Genomic DNA, 17581 nt, shown 5'->3' with positions numbered 1-17581 from the left:
GCGTTCGTGTTCCATCCAGCCGCAGTTCCACCATGTCCAAACGCGACTATTACGAAACCCTCGGAGTGCCCAAGAACGCCTCCGAGGAAGAGGTCAAGAAGGCCTACCGCAAGCTGGCGATGAAGTACCACCCGGATCGCAACCAGGGGGATGCCGCCAAGACTGCGGAAGAGAAATTCAAGGAGGCCAAAGAGGCCTACGAGATGCTGTCGGACGCGCAAAAGCGCGCGGCCTACGACCAGTACGGCCATGCCGGCGTCGACCCCAACATGCGCGGCCCCGGCGGGCCTGGCACCGAGGGGTTTGGCGGCTTTGCCGAGGCCTTCGGCGACATCTTCGGCGACATGTTCGGCCAGCAGCGCGGCCGCCCCGGTGCCGGCGGTGGTCGCCAGGTGTTTCGCGGCAGCGACCTGTCCTATGCCATGGAGATCACGCTGGAAGAGGCGGCCCGCGGCAAGGACGCGCAGATCCGCATTCCCAGCTGGGAAGCCTGCGAGACCTGCCACGGCAACGGGGCCAAGCCGGGCACCCAGCCCAAGACCTGCACCACCTGCAACGGCCAGGGCGCCGTGCAAATGCGTCAGGGCTTCTTCAGCGTGCAACAGACCTGCCCCACCTGCCGCGGCACGGGCAAGATCATTCCGGAGCCGTGCACGGCCTGCCAGGGTCAGGGCAAGCTGAAGAAGCAGAAGACGTTGGAGGTGAAGATCCCCGCCGGCATCGACGATGGCATGCGCATCCGCAGCGTGGGCAATGGCGAGCCGGGTTCCAACGGTGGGCCCCCGGGCGATCTGTACATCGAGATGCGGATCAAGAAGCACGACATCTTCGAGCGCGATGGCGGCGACCTGCATTGCTCGGTGCCGGTGAGCTTCATCACGGCGGCGCTGGGTGGCGAGATCGAGGTGCCGACACTGGCCGGCAAGGCCGCCATCGACATCCCCGAAGGCACGCAGGCCGGCAAGCAGTTCCGCCTGCGCGGCAAGGGCATCAAGGGCGTGCGCGACAGCTACCCGGGCGACCTGTACTGCCACATCACGGTGGAGACGCCCGTCAAGCTGACCGAGCACCAGCGCAAGCTGATGCGCGAGTTGGAAGAGTCGCTGAAAAAGGGCGGTGGCAAGCACTCGCCCAGCGGCGACAGCTGGACGGATCGCCTGAAGAAGTTCTTCAGCGCGTGAGCGCAGCGCCGGGCCGCCCCAAGCAAGCTCGCTCCGCAGTGCGCAGCGCGCAGGCACCCCAGTGACCATGGCGCGGGCCAGTGGCCCGCGTCGTGCGCTCCATGTCGCGGTTAGAGTCGCGGGTCCATTTCAGGAGATGTCATGTCCACCTACTTCGCGATCCAGACCCTCGACAAGCCCGGCCACACACAGACGCGTGCCGACGTGCGCGCCGAACACCTTGTCTACCTGAAAGCGCACATGCACCGCCTGGTGGCAGCGGGCGCTCTGCTGGAAGACGACGGCGCATCGACCGCCGGCGGCGGCATTCTGCTGATCGAGGCGGCCGACCGGGCCGATGCCGAGCGCTTTGCCAACGACGACCCGTACGCCAAGGCCGGCCTGTTCCAGTCCATCACTGTGACGCGCTGGCGCAAGGCCTTCGTCGACGGCAAATCCTTCGTCTGACACCATGAAAACCAAAGCTGCAGTCGCCTGGAAAGCCGGTGCCCCGCTGACCATCGAGACGGTCGATCTGGAAGGCCCCAAATTCGGCGAGGTGCTGGTGGAGATCAAGGCCACGGGCATCTGCCACACCGACTACTACACGCTCTCGGGCGCCGACCCGGAAGGCATCTTCCCGGCGATCCTGGGCCATGAAGGCGCAGGCATCGTGGTCGACGTCGGCCCTGGCGTGACCACCTTGCAAAAGGGTGACCACGTCATTCCGCTGTACACGCCGGAATGCCGCCAGTGCAAGTTCTGCCTGTCGCGCAAGACCAACCTGTGCCAGCTGATCCGCGGCACCCAGGGCAAGGGCCTGATGCCCGACGCCACCAGCCGCTTCAGCCTGGACGGCCAACCCATCTTCCACTACATGGGCACCAGCACGTTCAGCAACTACACGGTGGCGCCAGAGATCTCGCTGGCCAAAATCCGCAAGGACGCGCCGTTCGACAAGGTCTGCTACATCGGCTGCGGCGTGACCACCGGCATCGGCGCGGTGATCTTCACGGCCAAGGTGGAGGCCGGCGCCAACGTGGTGGTGTTCGGCCTGGGCGGCATCGGGCTGAACGTGATCCAGGGAGCCAGGATGGTGGGCGCCGACAAGATCATCGGCGTGGACCTGAACCCCGCGCGCGAAGCCATGGCGCGCCAGTTCGGCATGACGCACTTCATCAACCCCAAGGAACACGCCAACGTGGTGGATGCCATCGTGCAGCTGACCGACGGCGGCGCCGACTACAGCTTCGAGTGCATCGGCAACACCAAGGTCATGCGCGACGCGCTGGAGTGCACACACAAGGGCTGGGGCCGCAGCATCATCATCGGCGTGGCCGAGGCGGGCGCCGAGATCTCGACCCGCCCGTTCCAGTTGGTGACCGGTCGCAAGTGGGAAGGCTCGGCGTTTGGCGGCGCACGCGGCCGCACCGACGTGCCGAAGATCGTCGACTGGTACATGGATGGCAAGATCAACATCGACGACCTGATCACGCACACCATGCCTTTGGCCGACATCAACAAGGGCTTCGACCTCATGAAGCGCGGCGAGTCGATTCGCGGCGTGGTGCTGTATGACTGAAGCCTCTGCCGTGAAGACCCTGTCCGAGCACCGCGCCTTCGGCGGCGTGCAAGGCTTCTACGAACACGCTTCGCATGAGATCGGCCTGCCGATGCGCTTCGGCGTCTACCTGCCGCCGCAGGCCGCACAGGGCCCCGTGCCGGCCCTGCTCTACCTGGCGGGCCTGACCTGCAACGAAGAGACGTTTGCGGTCAAGGCCGGTGCACAGCGGCTGGCCGCCGAGCTGGGTCTTTCGATCATCACGCCTGACACCAGCCCGCGCGGCGCCCAGGTGCCGGGTGAATCGGACAGCTGGGACTTCGGCGTCGGTGCCGGCTTTTATCTCGACGCGACCGCATCGCCCTGGGCCAAGCACTGGCGCACCGAAAGCTGGCTTCTGCGCGAACTGCTGCCGCAGGTGGCGCAGCACTTCGCAATCGATGGCGAGCGCATGGGCCTGTTCGGCCATTCGATGGGCGGGCATGGCGCGCTGACGTTGGCACTCAAATACCCAGGCCGCTTCAAATCACTGTCGGCCTTCGCGCCGATCTGCGCGCCCACGCAGTGCCCCTGGGGCGAGAAAGCGTTCAGCGGATACCTTGGCGCGGACCGCGCGGCCTGGGCGGCGCACGATGCCAGCGCGCTGATGCAGGCGCAGGGCGGCGCGCCCTACCCGGCCGGCATGCTGGTCGACCAGGGCCTGTCCGACAAATTCCTGGCCGAGCAGTTGCACCCGCATCTGCTCGAAGCCGCGTGCCGGGCTGTGGGCCAGCCGTTGACGTTGCGCCGGCACGCCGGCTACGACCATGGCTACTACTTCATCCAAAGCTTCGTGGCCGATCACCTGCGCCACCACGCGGCGCAGTTGTAGCGCCTCTGAGCCGGTCGACCAGGCGGCCATCGACCTGGCGCCGATCGACCTGGCGCCCATTGACCGCGCAACGCTCAGAACAACGCGCCCTGCCCGTCCAGCGCCGGCCGACGGAACTGCGACGCATCCAGCGGGTGCCGCTCGCGGTTGAACCCCAGCCGCGCGCAGGCCTTCTCGAAGCGTTGGCGGATCAACTCGGCCCAGATGCCGCTGCCCTTCATGCGCGTGGAGAAATCACTGTCGTAGTCGCGCCCGCCCCGCATGTCCTGCACCCGCGCCATGATGCGTTCGGCCCGCTCAGGCACATGCAGCGCCAGCCAGTCGCGAAACAGCGGCGCCACCTCCCAGGGCAGGCGCAACACGGTGTAGAAGGCGCTGCGCGCGCCGGCCTCCCAGGCGGCGGCCAGCACCTGCTCCATGTCTTCGTTGAGGAACGGGATCTGCGGCGCCACGCTCACGCCGACGGGAATGCCGGCCTCGGCCAGCGCGCGGATGGTGCGCAGCCGGCGTTGCGGGGCGGCGGCCCGCGGCTCCAGCGTGCGGGACAGGTGGCCGTCCAGCGTGGTCACGGTGACGTAGACGGCGGCCAGGCGCTGCGCGGCCAGTGGCGCGAGCAGGTCGAGGTCGCGTTCGACGCCGCTGGACTTGGTGATCAGCGACAGCGGGTGCCGTGCCTCGGCCAGCGTCTCAATCACGGCGCGCGTCAAGCGCAGCTCGCGCTCCACCGGCTGGTAGCAGTCGGTCGCGGTGCCGATCACCAGCGGTGCCGGCACGTATGCGCGCCGGCCGATCTCGGCGCGCAGCACCGCGGCAACGTTGCGCTTGGCGATGATCTTGGTCTCGAAATCCAGCCCGGGCGACAGGTTCAGGTAGCTGTGCGTGGGCCGCGCAAAGCAGTAGATGCAGCCATGCTCGCACCCGCGGTAGGGGTTGATCGACTGGTCGAAAGGAATGTCGGGCGACTGGTTGCGGCTGATCACGCTGCGTGCGTCTTCCCAGATGATCTCGGTCGGCACCGGCGCGCCCGCCTGCGCCGCACCCTCCTCCAACGTGCCCCAGCCGTCGTCGAACGCATTGCGCGCGTCTTTGGCAAACCGGTGCGCCATGCGCGTGGCGGCGCCACGGCCCTTGAGTGCCGCAAGCGGGATGGATGTCTCGGTGGGCATGGTCTTGAATACTGTTTATTAAATCAGTATATTGGCGACCCGGGCCGGCGGCAACCGCGGGCTGTCGAAGTCCGGCCCGCTGCTTCGTCGACCGCTCATCCCCACCACCAGGAGCCCACCATGGCCAGCGTCAGCACCTACCTCAACTTCAACCGCACTACCGAAGAGGCGTTCGAGTTCTACCGATCGGTCTTCGGCGGCAGCTTCGAAGGCGGCATCCACCGCATGGGCGACGCGCCTGCCATGCCCGGCCAGCCCCCATTGGCCGATGCCGACAGGCAACTCGTCATGCACGTGGCCCTGCCGATCCTCGGTGGCCACGTGCTCATGGGCACGGACGCGCCCGAATCCATGGGCTTCAAGCTGAACCAGGGCAACAACGTCTACGTCAGCCTGCACCCGGACACGCGCGCAGAGGCTGACCGGCTTTTCAACGCATTGGCCGCCGGCGGCAAGGTCGAAATGCCCTTGCAGGACATGTTCTGGGGCGACTATTTCGGCAGCCTGTGCGACCGGTTCGGCACCTGCTGGATGGTCAACTGCTCCGCGAAAGCCTGATCGGCCGCTTGCGGTACGCCACGCGCGGTCAATAGACCCGCCCCATCCGGGACACCTCAAAGGGGTTACCCGGATCGATCGATAAAATTGATCGCAATGTCCCTGGTCCTGCTTGTCATCGCCCCCTTCGTCGGCAGCGTCCTCGCGATGTTCATGCCGTCCAATGCCCGGAACCGGGAGGCGCTGCTGGCAGGTCTGATTGCGCTGGGCTGCGCGCTGCAGACGGCGTTTCTGTTCCCCCAGATCAGCGGCGGCCAGGTGTTGCGCGAGGCATTCATCTGGCTGCCCTCGCTCGGCGTGAACCTGGTGTTCCGCCTGGACGGGTTCGCCTGGCTGTTCTGCATGCTGGTCAGCGGCATCGGTGCGCTCGTCGTGCTGTATGCGCGCTACTACCTCTCAAGCTCCGACCCGGCGCCCCGCTTCTTCGCCTTCTTCCTCGCCTTCATGGGCGCGATGATGGGTGTGGCGTTGTCAGGCAACCTCGTGCAGATGGTGCTGTTCTGGGAACTGACCAGTCTGTTCTCGTTCCTCTTGATCGGCTACTGGCACCACCGGCAGGACGCCCGGCGCGGCGCCCGCATGGCGCTGACGGTGACTGGCGCCGGCGGGCTGTGCCTGTTCGCCGGTGTGCTGTTGATCGGCCGCATGGCCGGCAGCTACGACCTGGACGTGGTGCTGGCCTCAGGCCCTGTCGTGAAGGCGCACCCGATGTACGCCACGGCGCTGGTGCTGGTGCTGCTGGGCGCCTTCACCAAAAGCGCGCAGTTCCCGTTCCACTTCTGGCTGCCGCGCGCCATGGCCGCGCCCACGCCGATCTCGGCCTACCTGCACTCCGCCACCATGGTCAAGCTCGGCGTGTTCCTGCTGGCCCGCCTGTGGCCCACGCTGTCCGGCACCGAGCAGTGGTTCTGGCTGGTGGGCGGGGCCGGCGCCATCACGCTGCTGATGGGCGCCTATGTGGCCATGTTCCAGCGCGACCTGAAGGCGCTGCTGGCCTACTCCACGATCTCGCACCTGGGTCTCATCACGCTGCTGCTGGGCCTGAACAGCCCGATGGCCGCAGTCGCGGCCGTCTTCCACATCATGAACCACGCGACCTTCAAGGCGTCGCTGTTCATGGCGGCTGGCATCATCGACCACGAATCGGGCACGCGCGACATCCGCAAGCTGTCCGGCTTGCTCAAGCTGATGCCCATCACCGGGCTCCTGGCCATCATTGCCAGCGCGGCCATGGCTGGGGTGCCGCTGGTCAACGGCTTCTTGTCCAAGGAGATGTTCTTCGCCGAAACCGTGTTCCTGGCATCCTCGTCGTGGGTCGACGTCGGCCTGCCCGTGCTCGCCACAGTGGCTGGCCTGTTCAGCGTGGCCTACTCGGCCCGCTTCGTGTTCGATGTGTTCTTCGGCCCCTCGTGCATCGGCGCCGTGCCCAAGCCGCCGCACGAGCCGCCGCACTGGATGCGTGTGCCGGTCGAGCTGCTGGTGCTGGCCTGCCTGGTGGTGGGCGTGGCGCCGGAGTGGTCGGTCGGCCCGCTGCTGGCCGCCGCCGCCGTGCCGGTGGTCGGCGGCGTGCTGCCCGCGTACAGCCTGGCGGTGTGGCACGGCTTCAACCTGCCGCTGATGATGAGCCTGGTGGCCCTGGCCGGCGGCGCGGCGCTGTACCTGGTGCAGCGTCGCCAGCGCACCACCGGTGGCCTGGACAGAACGCCGCTGCTGCACCACCTCAACGGCCAGCGCATTTTTGAGAATCTGCTTGCGCGCCTGAGCGAGCTGGGCCGGCGCAGCCGGCGCGTGCTGTCCACGCGCCGGCTGCAGACACAGCTGCTGGCGCTGGTCTGCGTGGCTGTGGCCGGGGCCGGCACGGCGCTCTGGTTCGAGCCCGCCGCGCCGGGCGAACGGCCGCCGCTGTCGTTCTCGCCGATGTTCGCGATGACCTGGGTCATCGGCTGCATCTGCGCAGTGGGTGCCGCCTGGCAGGCCAAGTTCCACCGCCTGGCCTCGCTGATGCTGTCGGCTGGCGCCGGCCTGATCTGTTGCGTGACCTTCATCTGGTTCTCCGCGCCCGACCTGGCACTGACGCAGCTGGTGGTGGAGGTCGTCACCACCGTGCTGATCCTGCTGGGCCTGCGCTGGCTGCCGATGCGCAGCAAGTTCGTCGTGCAGTCAGCGCGCGACCGCATCCTGCCCTGGGGCCGGCGCGGGCGCGACCTGCTGGTGGCCAGCGCCGCCGGCTGCGGCATGGCGGCGCTGGCCTGGCTGGTCATGACGCGGCGCTTCCCGCAGAGCATTTCGCCCTTCTTCCTGGAACGCGCGCTGACTGAGGGCGGCGGCACCAATGTGGTCAACGTGATGCTGGTGGATTTCCGCAGCTTCGACACCTTCGGTGAAATCACCGTGCTTGGCGTCGTCGCGCTGACGGTCTACGCGCTGCTGCGGCGCTTTCGGCCGGCGCCTGAATCGATGGCACTGCCGCCGCAACAACGCGCCCAATCCGACGATGGCAGCAGCGACGTGTTCAACCCGCGCCTGGCCAAAGACACTGCCGTCGGCTACCTGATGGTGCCCGCCGTGCTGGTGCGCCTGCTGCTGCCGCTGGCCGTGCTGGTGGCGGTCTACTTCTTCATGCGCGGGCACAACGCACCGGGTGGCGGCTTCGTCGCCGGGCTGGTGATGTCGGTGGCGCTGCTGCTGCAGTACATCGTCTCGGGCACCGAGTGGGTGGAAGAGCACTTGCGCATCTACCCGCGCCGCTGGATCGGCACCGGCCTGCTGCTGGCGCTGGCCACCGGTGGTGGTGCCGTGGTGCTGGGCTACCCGTTCATGACCACGCACACCGCCCACATCCTCGTGCCGGTGTTGGGCGAGCTGCATGTGCCCAGCGCACTGTTCTTCGACATGGGCGTGTTCGCGCTGGTCCTGGGCTCCACCATGCTGATCCTGACCGGCCTGGCCCACCAATCGGTGCGCAGCCACCGCTGGTCCGAGGAACAGGCCGAGCGCGCGGCCGAGGCCCGCGCCGCTGAAGCCCACGCCGCCAGCGCGGCCGCCAACGTGCCGCAGCCCGCCTGATGGAAGCCGTGCTCGCCATCGCCATCGGCGTGTTGACCGGCTCGGGGGTCTACCTGCTGCTGCGCCCACGCACCTTCCAGGTCATCATGGGGCTGACGCTGATCTCCTACGCGGTCAACCTGTTCATCTTCAGCATGGGCCGGCTCAAGGTCGACAGCGAACCGGTGCTGCTGCCCGGCGTAGTCGCCACGCTGGCCAACACCGCAGACCCCATGCCCCAGGCCCTCGTGCTGACCGCCATCGTCATCGGCTTTGCCATGACCGCGCTGTTCCTGGTGGTGCTGCTGGCCTCGCGCGGCCTTACCGGCACCGACCACGTGGACGGCGCCGAGCGCCAGGAGGCAGGGGAATAGCGTGGCCGACCTCATGAACGACCTGATCCGCCTGCTCGACCGGCTGCTCGAACTCAGCATGCCGCACCTGGTGGCGGCCCCCGTCCTGGTGCCGATGCTGACGGCGGCGCTGATGCTGATGCTCAACGAGGGGCAGCGTCGCACCAAGGCCACGCTGACGGTGATCTCCGGGCTCATCGGCCTGCTGGTGGCGCTGGCGCTGCTGCGCTGGGTCAACGCGCCGCAGACCGGCGACGGCCCGGGCTCCATCGGCGTCTACCTGCCGGGCAACTGGGTCGCGCCCTTCGGCATCGTGCTGGTGGCCGACCGTCTGTCCACCATGATGGTGGCGCTGACCGGCGTCATCGCGTTCGCCGCGTCCATCTACTCCACCTCGCGCTGGGACCGGGCGGGTGTGCACTTTCACCCCATGCTGCAGCTGCAGCTGATGGGGCTGAACGGCGCCTTCCTGACGGGCGACCTGTTCAACCTGTTCGTGTTCTTCGAGGTGATGCTGGCCGCGTCCTACGGCCTGCTGCTGCACGGCTCGGGCCGGCTGCGGGTGCAGGCCGGGCTGCGCTACATCGCCATCAATCTGGCGGCGTCGTTTCTGTTCCTGATCGGCGCTGCGCTGCTGTATGGCGTGACCGGCACGCTGAACATGGCCGACCTCGGCCAGCGCATCGCCGCACTGGACAACGCCGACCGCGGCCTGGTGCACGCGGCCGCCGCCATCCTCGCGACAGCCTTCTTTGCCAAGGCCGGCGCCTGGCCGCTGAACTTCTGGCTGGTGCCGGCCTACAGCGCGGCCGTGGCGCCCGTGGGTGCCGTGTTCGCGCTGCTGACCAAGCTGGGCGTCTACACACTGCTGCGGCTGTGGACGGTGCTGTTCGCGCCGGACACCGGGGCCTCGGCCGCGTTCGGCCAGTCGGCGCTGATGGGCATCGGGCTGGCCACGCTGCTCGTGGGCGCGCTGGGCATCGTCGGCACGCAGCGGCTGTCCAACCTGGCCGGCTACAGCGTGCTCATCTCGGCGGGCACCCTGCTGTCGGCCATCGGCCTGGGGCAGAGCGTGGTGTGGGCCGGGGCGCTGTACTACCTGCTCAGCTCCACGCTGGCGGTGGCGGCGCTGTTCCTGCTGATCGACATGATCGAGCGCTGGCGCAACGCCGGCATGAGCGTGGCGCCGCACGAGGCCGCCGGCAATGCGCCTTTCCTCAGCGAAGACCTGCGCCTGATCTCCGACGTCAATCTGGACGACGACGCCCAGGCGCTGTATGGCCGCGCCATCCCGGCCGGCGTCGCCTTCCTGGGCATCGGCTTCATCGTCTGCACGCTGCTGCTGGCCGGGCTGCCACCGCTGTCGGGCTTCGTCGGCAAGTTCGCCATGCTCTCGGGCCTGCTGCAGGGGGCCACGCCCGGCACCGCCGCCACGCTGTTCATGGCACTGCTGATCGTGGCCGGCTTCCTGACACTGGTGGCGCTATGCCGCACCGGCATCCGGCATTTCTGGAACCAGCCCCATGCCCATCTGCCCGCCCTGCCCGCGCTGGAGGTGCTGCCCGTTGCTGCCCTCCTGCTGGCCAGTGTGGCGTTGACCGTGGGCGCCGGGCCGGTGATGCAGCATGCCCGCGCCACGGCCGATAGCCTCAGCACCGCACAGGCCTACCGCCGCGCCGTCGCTGGCGCGCGCCAGGTGCCTTCGCCCACACCCACACCCACGCCCATGCCCGCCACGACGGGCACTGCCCCATGAAACGCCTGGTGCCCTCACCGCCGCTGTCGGCCACGCTGTTCGTGGTGTGGTTGCTGCTGCACCAGTCGCTGGAGGCGACCACGCTGCTGTCGGGCGCGGTGCTCGCCATCGTCGTGCCACTGCTGACCCAGGGCCTGCGCCCGGCCACCGTGCGGATGCGCAAACCCATGGTGGCGCTGCGGCTGACCGGCCACGCCATCTACGACATGCTGGTGTCTGCGGTGCACGTCGCGCACATCGTGCTGGCGCGGCGCAACACGAATCTGAACGGCTACTTCGTGCAGGTGCCGCTGGAGCTGCGCGACCCCAACGCGCTGGCCGTGCTGGCCATGATCATGTGCCTGACACCCGGCACAGCGTGGGGCGAACTGTCGCTCGACCGCTCGACCCTGCTGATCCATGTGTTCGACCTCATCGACGAGGCCGACTTCGTGGCCCGCGTGAAGCTGCGCTACGAACGCCCCCTGCTGGAGATCTTCGAATGACACCGATCCTGTTCTGGGGCCTGAAGATTGCGCTGTTCCTGCTGGCCGTGGCCATGCTGTGTGCGCTGTTTCGCCTGCTGGTCGGCCCGGCGGCGCAGGACCGCGTGATGGCGCTGGACTGCCTCTACATCAACGGCATGCTGACGATGCTGGTGCTGGGCATCGTCTACGCCAGCAACGTGTACTTCGAGGCCGCCATGCTGATTGCGCTGTTCGGCTTCGTCGGCTCGACAGCCGTCGCCAAGTTTCTGCTGCGCGGCGAGGTGATCGAATGACCGCGCTGCCGCTGTGGGTGGAGATCGTGACCGCCGTCTTCGCCGTGCTGGGCGCGGCGCTGGCCGCCATCGGCTCGTTCGGCCTGGTGCGCCTGCCCAGCTTCTACCACCGCATCCACGCGCCTACGCTGGGCGCCACGGCCGGCGCCTGGTGCGTGATGTTCGCCACCGTCATCTATTTCTCGGTGCAGGGCAGCAACCTCTTCCTGCATGCCGTGCTGATCGCGCTGTTCGTCGGGTTGACGGCGCCGGTGACCACCATCTTCCTGATGCGGGCCGCGCTGTTCCGTGACCGCCAGCGCGGGATGACCGGGCCGCACGCGCCACCCCCATCGTTTGACACCGGCGACGTGCCGTGAGCCACGCACGGCCGCCCGCAGCGGTGCACATGGCGGCGCCAGCCGAAAGCGGAGTCGAGGCCGCAGCCGGCGTCGCGGCCGCACCTGTGGCGACGCCCTGGCTCACCGCGTCGTTTTACTGCTTCGCCGACCTGGCCGATTGCGACGCCCGCGTGGCGTTGCTGCACGCGACGTGCACGGCGCACGGCGTGCGCGGCAACGTGCTGGTGGCCACCGAGGGCATCAACGGCAGCATCGCCGGCAGGCCCGAGGCCGTGCACGCGGTACTGCACAGTCTGCGCGCCGACCCGCTGCTGGCCCGCCTCGCGGTGCGCCTGGCGCCCGCCCCAGCCATGCCCTTCCACCGGCTCAAGGTGCGCCGCAAGGCCGAGATCGTGACGCTGGGGGTGCCCGGCATCGACGCCGCACGCCAGGCCGGCCAGCACGTCGACCCGCATGACTGGAACGCCCTGGTCCGCCGGCCCGGCGTGGTGCTGCTGGATGTGCGCAACGGTTACGAGGTCGGCATTGGCAGCTTCGCCGGCGCCATCGACCCCGGCACGCGCTCGTTCACCGAATGGCCAGCCTGGGTCGAGGCCCAGTCGGCGCCGGGCGGCGTGCTGGCCGGCCGGCCCGAGGTGGCGATGTTCTGCACGGGCGGCATCCGCTGCGAGAAAGCCTCGGCGCTGCTGCGCGCACAGGGCTTTGCGCAGGTGCACCACCTGCACGGTGGCATCCTGGCCTATCTGGAGCAGACACCGCCGCAGCAGAGCCTGTGGCGCGGTGAGTGCTTCGTGTTCGACGAACGTGTGGCCGTGGGCCACGGCCTGGCGCCGGGCCACCATGTGCTGTGCCGCTCGTGCCGCCGTCCGCTGAATGCGGCGGATGTGGCGTCGCCGCTGTTCGTCGACGGCGTGCAGTGCGCCCACTGCGCCGACGAGCGCGGCGCGGCCCAGCAGGCGGGCTACCGCGAACGGCAGCGGCAGATGGCGTTGGCGGCAGAGCGTGGGCACACGCATATCGGCAGCCCGCAGCTGCCGCACAGTGACCCGTGAAGACCGACGGCGCACCAGCGCTGCCGGTGCTGTACTCGTTCCGCCGCTGTCCCTACGCCATGCGCGCCCGTCTGGCGCTGCTGGCCAGCGGGCTGCGCGTCGAACTGCGCGAGGTGGTGCTGCGCGACAAGCCGCAGGCGCTGCGCGATGCCTCGTCCAAAGCCACGGTGCCGGTGCTGGTGTTGGCCGATGGCCAGGTCATCGACGAGAGTCTGGACATCATGTTGTGGGCGCTGCACCGGCACGATCCGGCGCACTGGCTCACGCCGTCGCACGGTGACCTGGCGGCCATGCTGGCACTGGTCCGGCGGTGTGACGAGCACTTCAAGCCCCTGCTGGACGGCTACAAGTACCCGCAACGTTCCGGCCAAAGGGATGGCATGGCGGCGCGCAACGCGGCAGGTCCGTTTCTCGACTCCCTGCAGCAGCGACTCACCGCCGCACCGCACCTGTTCGGCAGCCATGCCACGCTGGCCGATATGGCGATCGCGCCCTTCGTGCGGCAGTTTGCCGGGGTCGATCCGGCATGGTTCGATGGGGCGCCCTGGCGCGCTCTGCGAGGCTGGCTGCATGCGTGGGAGGCCACTGCGCTGATGGCGCAGGCAATGCGGAAAATCCCGCCGTGGCGGCCAGACGCGCCCGGCCCGACGTGGGGCGGTTGAGTGTTGGCAGCGCCCGCGCGCGACCGATAGCCCGTGAGGGGGTGCTCGCGACCGATCGTCGGCAACAGGCCTCAGAGGCCGATCGCCACCAGCCCTGCCGCCAGGACCGCCACCTGCCATCCCAGCGTGTCGCGCAGCCGCACGGCGCGCTGCTCCAGCCGGTGCAACGCCGCGCCAAACCACAGCGACAGGCCAAACGCCAGCACCATGCCCAGCACGTTGGCCCAAGGCCCGGCAGGGAACCAGCGCGCCCACAGCGCGCCCACCGCCAGCAGCACGCAAAAATGCACCAGGAACACCGGGTAGGAGATGCGCGCCAACCAGGTCAGCCAGCGCGGTGGCTGCCAGGCGATGGCGCCGGTCACCTGCAGGACGCCAAGACCCAGGGCGGTTACCCAGGCGACGGCGATGCGGCCGCGCCAATCGACCGCCAATGCCACCAGCCCCAGCACCGCAACGGCGGTCAGCCACGGCCAGGGCCGTTCGCTGCGCGCGGCCCAGGCTGCCAGCATGCCCATGCCATAGGCGCCGAAGAAGTACAGCGCCGTCACGTCCAGCCGTGTATCGCGGTTGCAGACCAGCAACGAGGCACCGGTCAACACCGCGACGGCCGCCACCAGCAGACGGGGGCGGCGCCCGCCCGCCAAGGCACACAGGCCCGTGGCCAATGCGAACAGCTGCAGGTCGATGGCCACGTACCAGACGCCCGCGGACAGCGCCTCTTCGCCCACCAGATCCTGCAGCATGAGCAGGTGCGCGAGCAGTTGCGTCCAGGTTGGATCTTCGGGTGCAGCGGGATGGCCGCCGCTGGCGCGCACGGCCTCGGCCACCAGGATGGTCAGCACCAGCGCTGCTGCATAGGGCACGAGCAGGCGCGCATACCGCCGCCCGACCAGCGCGAACCAGGGCACGGCCGGCGCCTCGCCCGGCCCCATGCCGCGGGCCAGCAGAAACCCCGACACCACCAGAAACACCTGCACCGCCATGCGGCCCTGCACGATCAGCCAGTCGATCAGCGCGGGCGCCAGCGACCTCGCCACGTCCGACATCGGCCCGTAGAAGGCCAGGTGGTGCCACACGATCAGCACGCACGCCAAACCTTTGAGCGCGTCCAGTGCGCCCATCCGGCTAGCCGACACGGATGTCAGATCAGCCGGCTGCGGGCCTCGGCGTACTCGCGCTTGAGCTGCGCGATGAACTCGGCCGCCGGGCGCACCTTGTCGACCGCGCCGATGCCCTGGCCGCAGCCCCAGATGTCCTTCCAGGCCTTCTTGCTCTCGCCGCCGCCGAAGCTCATCTTGCTGGGGTCGCTCTCGGGCAGGTTGTCCGGGTCGAGGCCGGCCGCACGGATGGAGGGCGCCAGGTAGTTGCCGTGCACGCCCGTGAACAGGTTGCTGTAGACGATGTCGTCGGATGTGCCGTCCACGATGGCCTGCTTGTAGCCGTCGCTGGCGCGTGCCTCTTCGGTGGCGATGAATGCCGAGCCGATGTAGGCGAAATCAGCGCCCATGGCCTGGGCCGCCAGCACGGCGCCGCCCGTCGCGATGCTGCCCGACAGCGCAATCGGCCCGTCGAACCAGCGGCGCAGCTCCTGCACCAGCGCGAAAGGGCTCTTCACGCCGGCATGGCCACCGGCACCGGCGGCCACGGCGACCAGGCCGTCAGCGCCCTTCTCGATGGCCTTGCGCGCGAAACGGTCGTTGATGATGTCGTGCAGCACCACGCCGCCGTAGCTGTGCGCTGCGGCGTTGATGTCCTCGCGCGCGCCCAGCGACGTGATGATGATGGGCACCTTGTACTTCACGCACAGCGCCATGTCGTGCTCCAGCCGGTCGTTGGACTTGTGCACGATCTGGTTGATGGCAAACGGCGCGGCGGGTTGGTCCGGGTGGTCACGGTTCCAGGCGGCCAGGCCTTCGGTGATCTCGATCAGCCACTCCTCCAGCATCTCGGCGGGCCGCGCGTTCAGGGAGGGCATGGAGCCGACCACGCCGGCCGTGCATTGGGCAATGACCAGCTTGGGGTTGCTGATGATGAACAGCGGCGAGCCAATGATGGGCAGCGGCAGGCGGTCCAGTGGTGGGGGAAGTTTGGACATAGGTCTTCTCGGAATGTTGTGGTTGTCAGAAGGCTTCGATGGGCAGCGCTGTCACGCTGGCGGCGCCATCGACGATGGCGTCGCGCTGGCCGGCAATGCGCGTCAGGATGTGGTCGGCATAGAAGCGCGCCGTGATGGTCTTGGCCTGCATGAAGCCCGGGTCTTCGGCGCGGTGCTGCTCCGCGGCCAGCAGCGCGCGGGCCAGCTGCCAGCCGGCCACCAGGTTGCCGGCCAGCAGCAGATAGGGCACGGAGCCGGCGTACGCGGCGTTCGGATCGCTCTTGCTGGAGCCGGCAATGAACTCGACCACATCGACGAACGCCTGGCGCGCAGCCTTCAGACGGCGCCCCACGGCCTGTGCATCGGCGCTTCCGCTGCTGGCCAGCGCTGCCTCGGTGCGCTCGATCTGCGCGGCAATCGCCATGGCGCCACGGCCACCGTCGCGGGCCGTCTTGCGGCCCACCAGGTCGTTGGCCTGGATGGCGGTGGTGCCTTCGTAGATCGGCAGGATGCGCGCATCGCGGTAGAACTGCGCGGCGCCCGTCTCCTCGATGAAGCCCATGCCCCCGTGCACCTGGACGCCAAGCGATGTGACCTCCAGGCTCATCTCGGTGCTGTAACCCTTGACCAGAGGCACCATGAATTCGTAGAAGGCCTGGTTCTGCTTGCGCGTCTCGGGATCGGGGTGGTGGTGCGCGGCGTCATAGGCCGCAGCCGCCACACTGGCCATGGCCCGGCAACCTTCGGTCAATGCGCGCATGGTCATCAACATGCGGCGCACGTCGGGGTGGTGCACGATGGGCGCACTGGCGGCCACGCTGCCGTCCACGGGGCGGCTCTGCACGCGGTCCTTGGCGAACGCTGCGGCCTTCTGGTAGGCGGCCTCGGCCACGGCGATGCCTTGCACGCCCACCGCATAGCGGGCGGCGTTCATCATGATGAACATGTATTCCAGGCCGCGGTTTTCCTGCCCGACCAGCTCGCCGATGGCGCCCTCGCCCGCGTCACCGAACTGCAGCACGGCGGTGGGGCTGGCCTTGATGCCCAGCTTGTGCTCGATGCTGACGCAGCGCACATCGTTGCGCGCGCCCAGGCTGCCATCCGCATTGACCACGAACTTGGGGCAGACGAACAGGCTGATGCCCTTGACGCCCTCGGGCGCGCCCTGCACACGGGCCAGCACCAGGTGGACGATGTTGTCCGCCATGTCGTGCTCACCGTAGGTGATGAAGATCTTGGTGCCGAAGACTTTGTAGCGCCCATCGGGCAGCGGCTCTGCGCGTGTGCGCACCATGGCCAGGTCGCTGCCGGCCTGGGGCTCGGTCAGGTTCATGGTGCCGGTCCACTCGCCGCTGACCAGCTTGTCCAGGTAGGTCGTTTTCAGTGCATCGCTGCCGGCCGTGAGCAGTGCCTCGATGGCGCCGTCGGTCAGCAGCGGGCACAGCGCAAAGCTGACGTTGGCCGAGTTCAGCATCTCGATGCAGGCCGCGCCGATCGTCTTGGGCAGACCCTGGCCACCGAAATCGGTCGGGTGCTGCAGGCCTTGCCAGCCGCCGGCGGCCAGCTGGCGAAAGGCGTCCTTGAAGCCGGGCGTGGTGGTGACCACGCCGTCCTTCCACGACGACGGGTTGCGGTCACCCGCCTCGTTCAGAGGTGCCACCACGTCCTGGTTGAACCGCGCGGACTCTTCGAGCACGGCTTGCGCCGTCTCCAGGCCGGCATCCTCGAAGCCCGGCATCTGCGCGATCTCGTCGATGCGCGCCAGATGGCGGATGTTGAACATCATGTCTTTCAGTGGGGCAACGTAAGCCATCCGAATCTCCTCGTTCTATTCTTGGTTCCCAGAAAAAAAGGGCATCGCGAATGGCGATGCCCTTGTGCGCTGAAGCGGGGCTCAGGGCCTCACAGCGCCTTGACCAGCTCCGGCACGGCAGCGAACAGGTCGGCCTCCAGGCCGTAGTCGGCCACCGAGAAGATCGGCGCTTCCGGGTCTTTGTTGATCGCCACGATGACCTTGCTGTCCTTCATGCCGGCCAGGTGCTGGATCGCCCCCGAGATGCCGGCGGCGATGTAGAGCTGCGGCGCCACGATCTTGCCGGTCTGGCCGACCTGCAGATCATTGGGCGCGTAGCCGGCATCGACCGCCGCACGGCTGGCGCCAATCGCCGCGCCCAGCTTGTCGGCCAGCGGGGTGATGA

Annotated in this window: 18 protein-coding genes; 13 read left to right on the top strand and 5 right to left on the bottom strand. The window is 68.4% G+C overall.

What is annotated here, in order from left to right; translation table 11 throughout:
- Positions 1–32 precede the first annotated feature (32 nt).
- The 4 genes from dnaJ (at position 33) to fghA (ending at position 3592) form a co-directional block, all read left to right on the top strand.
- Positions 33–1181: a molecular chaperone DnaJ gene (dnaJ, locus tag AC099J_RS21800; RefSeq protein WP_479617388.1), complete on the top strand. Its 1149-nt coding sequence runs from the start codon at positions 33–35 to the stop codon at positions 1179–1181.
- Between the two features lie 141 nt (positions 1182–1322).
- The gene (locus AC099J_RS21795; protein WP_479617387.1) at positions 1323–1628 is read left to right on the top strand and encodes a YciI family protein; all 306 of its coding nucleotides are present in this window, start codon (positions 1323–1325) and stop codon (positions 1626–1628) included.
- 4 nt (positions 1629–1632) lie between these two features.
- On the top strand, positions 1633–2742 hold the full coding sequence (locus AC099J_RS21790; RefSeq protein ID WP_479617386.1) for an S-(hydroxymethyl)glutathione dehydrogenase/class III alcohol dehydrogenase: 1110 nt from the start codon (positions 1633–1635) through the stop codon (positions 2740–2742).
- Positions 2735–3592, top strand: a complete 858-nt coding sequence (fghA, locus tag AC099J_RS21785) for an S-formylglutathione hydrolase (RefSeq protein WP_479617385.1) — start codon at positions 2735–2737, stop codon at positions 3590–3592. Before AC099J_RS21790 ends, fghA begins: the two co-directional genes overlap by 8 nt.
- Positions 3593–3666: 74 nt before the next feature.
- On the opposite strand, the gene AC099J_RS21780 is transcribed toward fghA, so the two are convergent.
- A complete protein-coding gene (locus AC099J_RS21780) occupies positions 3667–4758 on the bottom strand; it encodes a PA0069 family radical SAM protein (protein WP_479617384.1) in 1092 nt (363 codons plus the stop codon).
- Between the two features lie 120 nt (positions 4759–4878).
- Here AC099J_RS21780 and AC099J_RS21775 point away from each other — a divergent pair, with 120 nt between their 5' ends.
- The 9 genes from AC099J_RS21775 (at position 4879) to AC099J_RS21735 (ending at position 13285) form a co-directional block, all read left to right on the top strand.
- Positions 4879–5316 (top strand): VOC family protein, encoded by a 438-nt coding sequence (locus AC099J_RS21775; RefSeq protein WP_479617383.1) that lies wholly within the window; start codon positions 4879–4881, stop codon positions 5314–5316.
- Positions 5317–5412: 96 nt separating this feature from the next.
- On the top strand, positions 5413–8382 hold the full coding sequence (locus AC099J_RS21770; RefSeq protein ID WP_479617382.1) for a monovalent cation/H+ antiporter subunit A: 2970 nt from the start codon (positions 5413–5415) through the stop codon (positions 8380–8382).
- On the top strand, positions 8382–8735 hold the full coding sequence (locus AC099J_RS21765) for a Na+/H+ antiporter subunit C (RefSeq protein ID WP_479617381.1): 354 nt from the start codon (positions 8382–8384) through the stop codon (positions 8733–8735). Before AC099J_RS21770 ends, AC099J_RS21765 begins: the two co-directional genes overlap by 1 nt.
- 13 nt (positions 8736–8748) lie before the next feature.
- The gene (locus tag AC099J_RS21760) at positions 8749–10470 is read left to right on the top strand and encodes a monovalent cation/H+ antiporter subunit D (RefSeq protein ID WP_479617590.1); all 1722 of its coding nucleotides are present in this window, start codon (positions 8749–8751) and stop codon (positions 10468–10470) included.
- Positions 10467–10955, top strand: coding sequence for a Na+/H+ antiporter subunit E (locus AC099J_RS21755; RefSeq protein ID WP_479617380.1), 489 nt, complete (start codon positions 10467–10469; stop codon positions 10953–10955). Before AC099J_RS21760 ends, AC099J_RS21755 begins: the two co-directional genes overlap by 4 nt.
- Entirely contained in the window at positions 10952–11230 is a 279-nt protein-coding gene (locus tag AC099J_RS21750; protein WP_479617379.1) for a K+/H+ antiporter subunit F, read from the top strand. The genes AC099J_RS21755 and AC099J_RS21750 overlap by 4 nt, the downstream gene beginning before the upstream one ends.
- Complete coding sequence (gene mnhG / locus AC099J_RS21745; protein ID WP_479617378.1) at positions 11227–11589, top strand: monovalent cation/H(+) antiporter subunit G; 363 nt, start codon at positions 11227–11229, stop codon at positions 11587–11589. The genes AC099J_RS21750 and mnhG overlap by 4 nt, the downstream gene beginning before the upstream one ends.
- Positions 11586–12623, top strand: coding sequence for an oxygen-dependent tRNA uridine(34) hydroxylase TrhO (gene trhO, locus AC099J_RS21740; protein WP_479617377.1), 1038 nt, complete (start codon positions 11586–11588; stop codon positions 12621–12623). The genes mnhG and trhO overlap by 4 nt, the downstream gene beginning before the upstream one ends.
- Before the next feature lie 59 nt (positions 12624–12682).
- A complete protein-coding gene (locus AC099J_RS21735) occupies positions 12683–13285 on the top strand; it encodes a glutathione S-transferase (protein ID WP_479617589.1) in 603 nt (200 codons plus the stop codon).
- A gap of 71 nt (positions 13286–13356) precedes the next feature.
- Here AC099J_RS21735 and AC099J_RS21730 read toward each other — a convergent pair whose 3' ends face one another.
- The 4 genes from AC099J_RS21730 to AC099J_RS21715 form a co-directional block, all read right to left on the bottom strand.
- Entirely contained in the window at positions 13357–14424 is a 1068-nt protein-coding gene (locus tag AC099J_RS21730; protein ID WP_479617376.1) for an acyltransferase family protein, read from the bottom strand.
- A 5-nt stretch (positions 14425–14429) separates the two neighbouring features.
- Positions 14430–15383 carry an NAD(P)H-dependent flavin oxidoreductase gene (locus tag AC099J_RS21725; protein WP_479617375.1) on the bottom strand — a complete coding sequence of 318 codons (954 nt, stop codon included), beginning with the start codon at positions 15381–15383 and terminating at the stop codon, positions 14430–14432.
- Positions 15384–15408: 25 nt separating this feature from the next.
- Entirely contained in the window at positions 15409–17196 is a 1788-nt protein-coding gene (locus AC099J_RS21720; protein ID WP_479617374.1) for an acyl-CoA dehydrogenase, read from the bottom strand.
- An 89-nt stretch (positions 17197–17285) separates the two neighbouring features.
- A partial coding sequence (locus tag AC099J_RS21715) for an electron transfer flavoprotein subunit alpha/FixB family protein (RefSeq protein ID WP_479617373.1) occupies positions 17286–17581 on the bottom strand: 296 nt, incomplete at its 5' end.

It is taken from the genome of Rhodoferax sp. RT4P68 (genome assembly GCF_056521305.1).
Note: the sequence above shows the minus strand (reverse complement) of the source record. Positions and strands in the feature narration are given on the sequence as shown.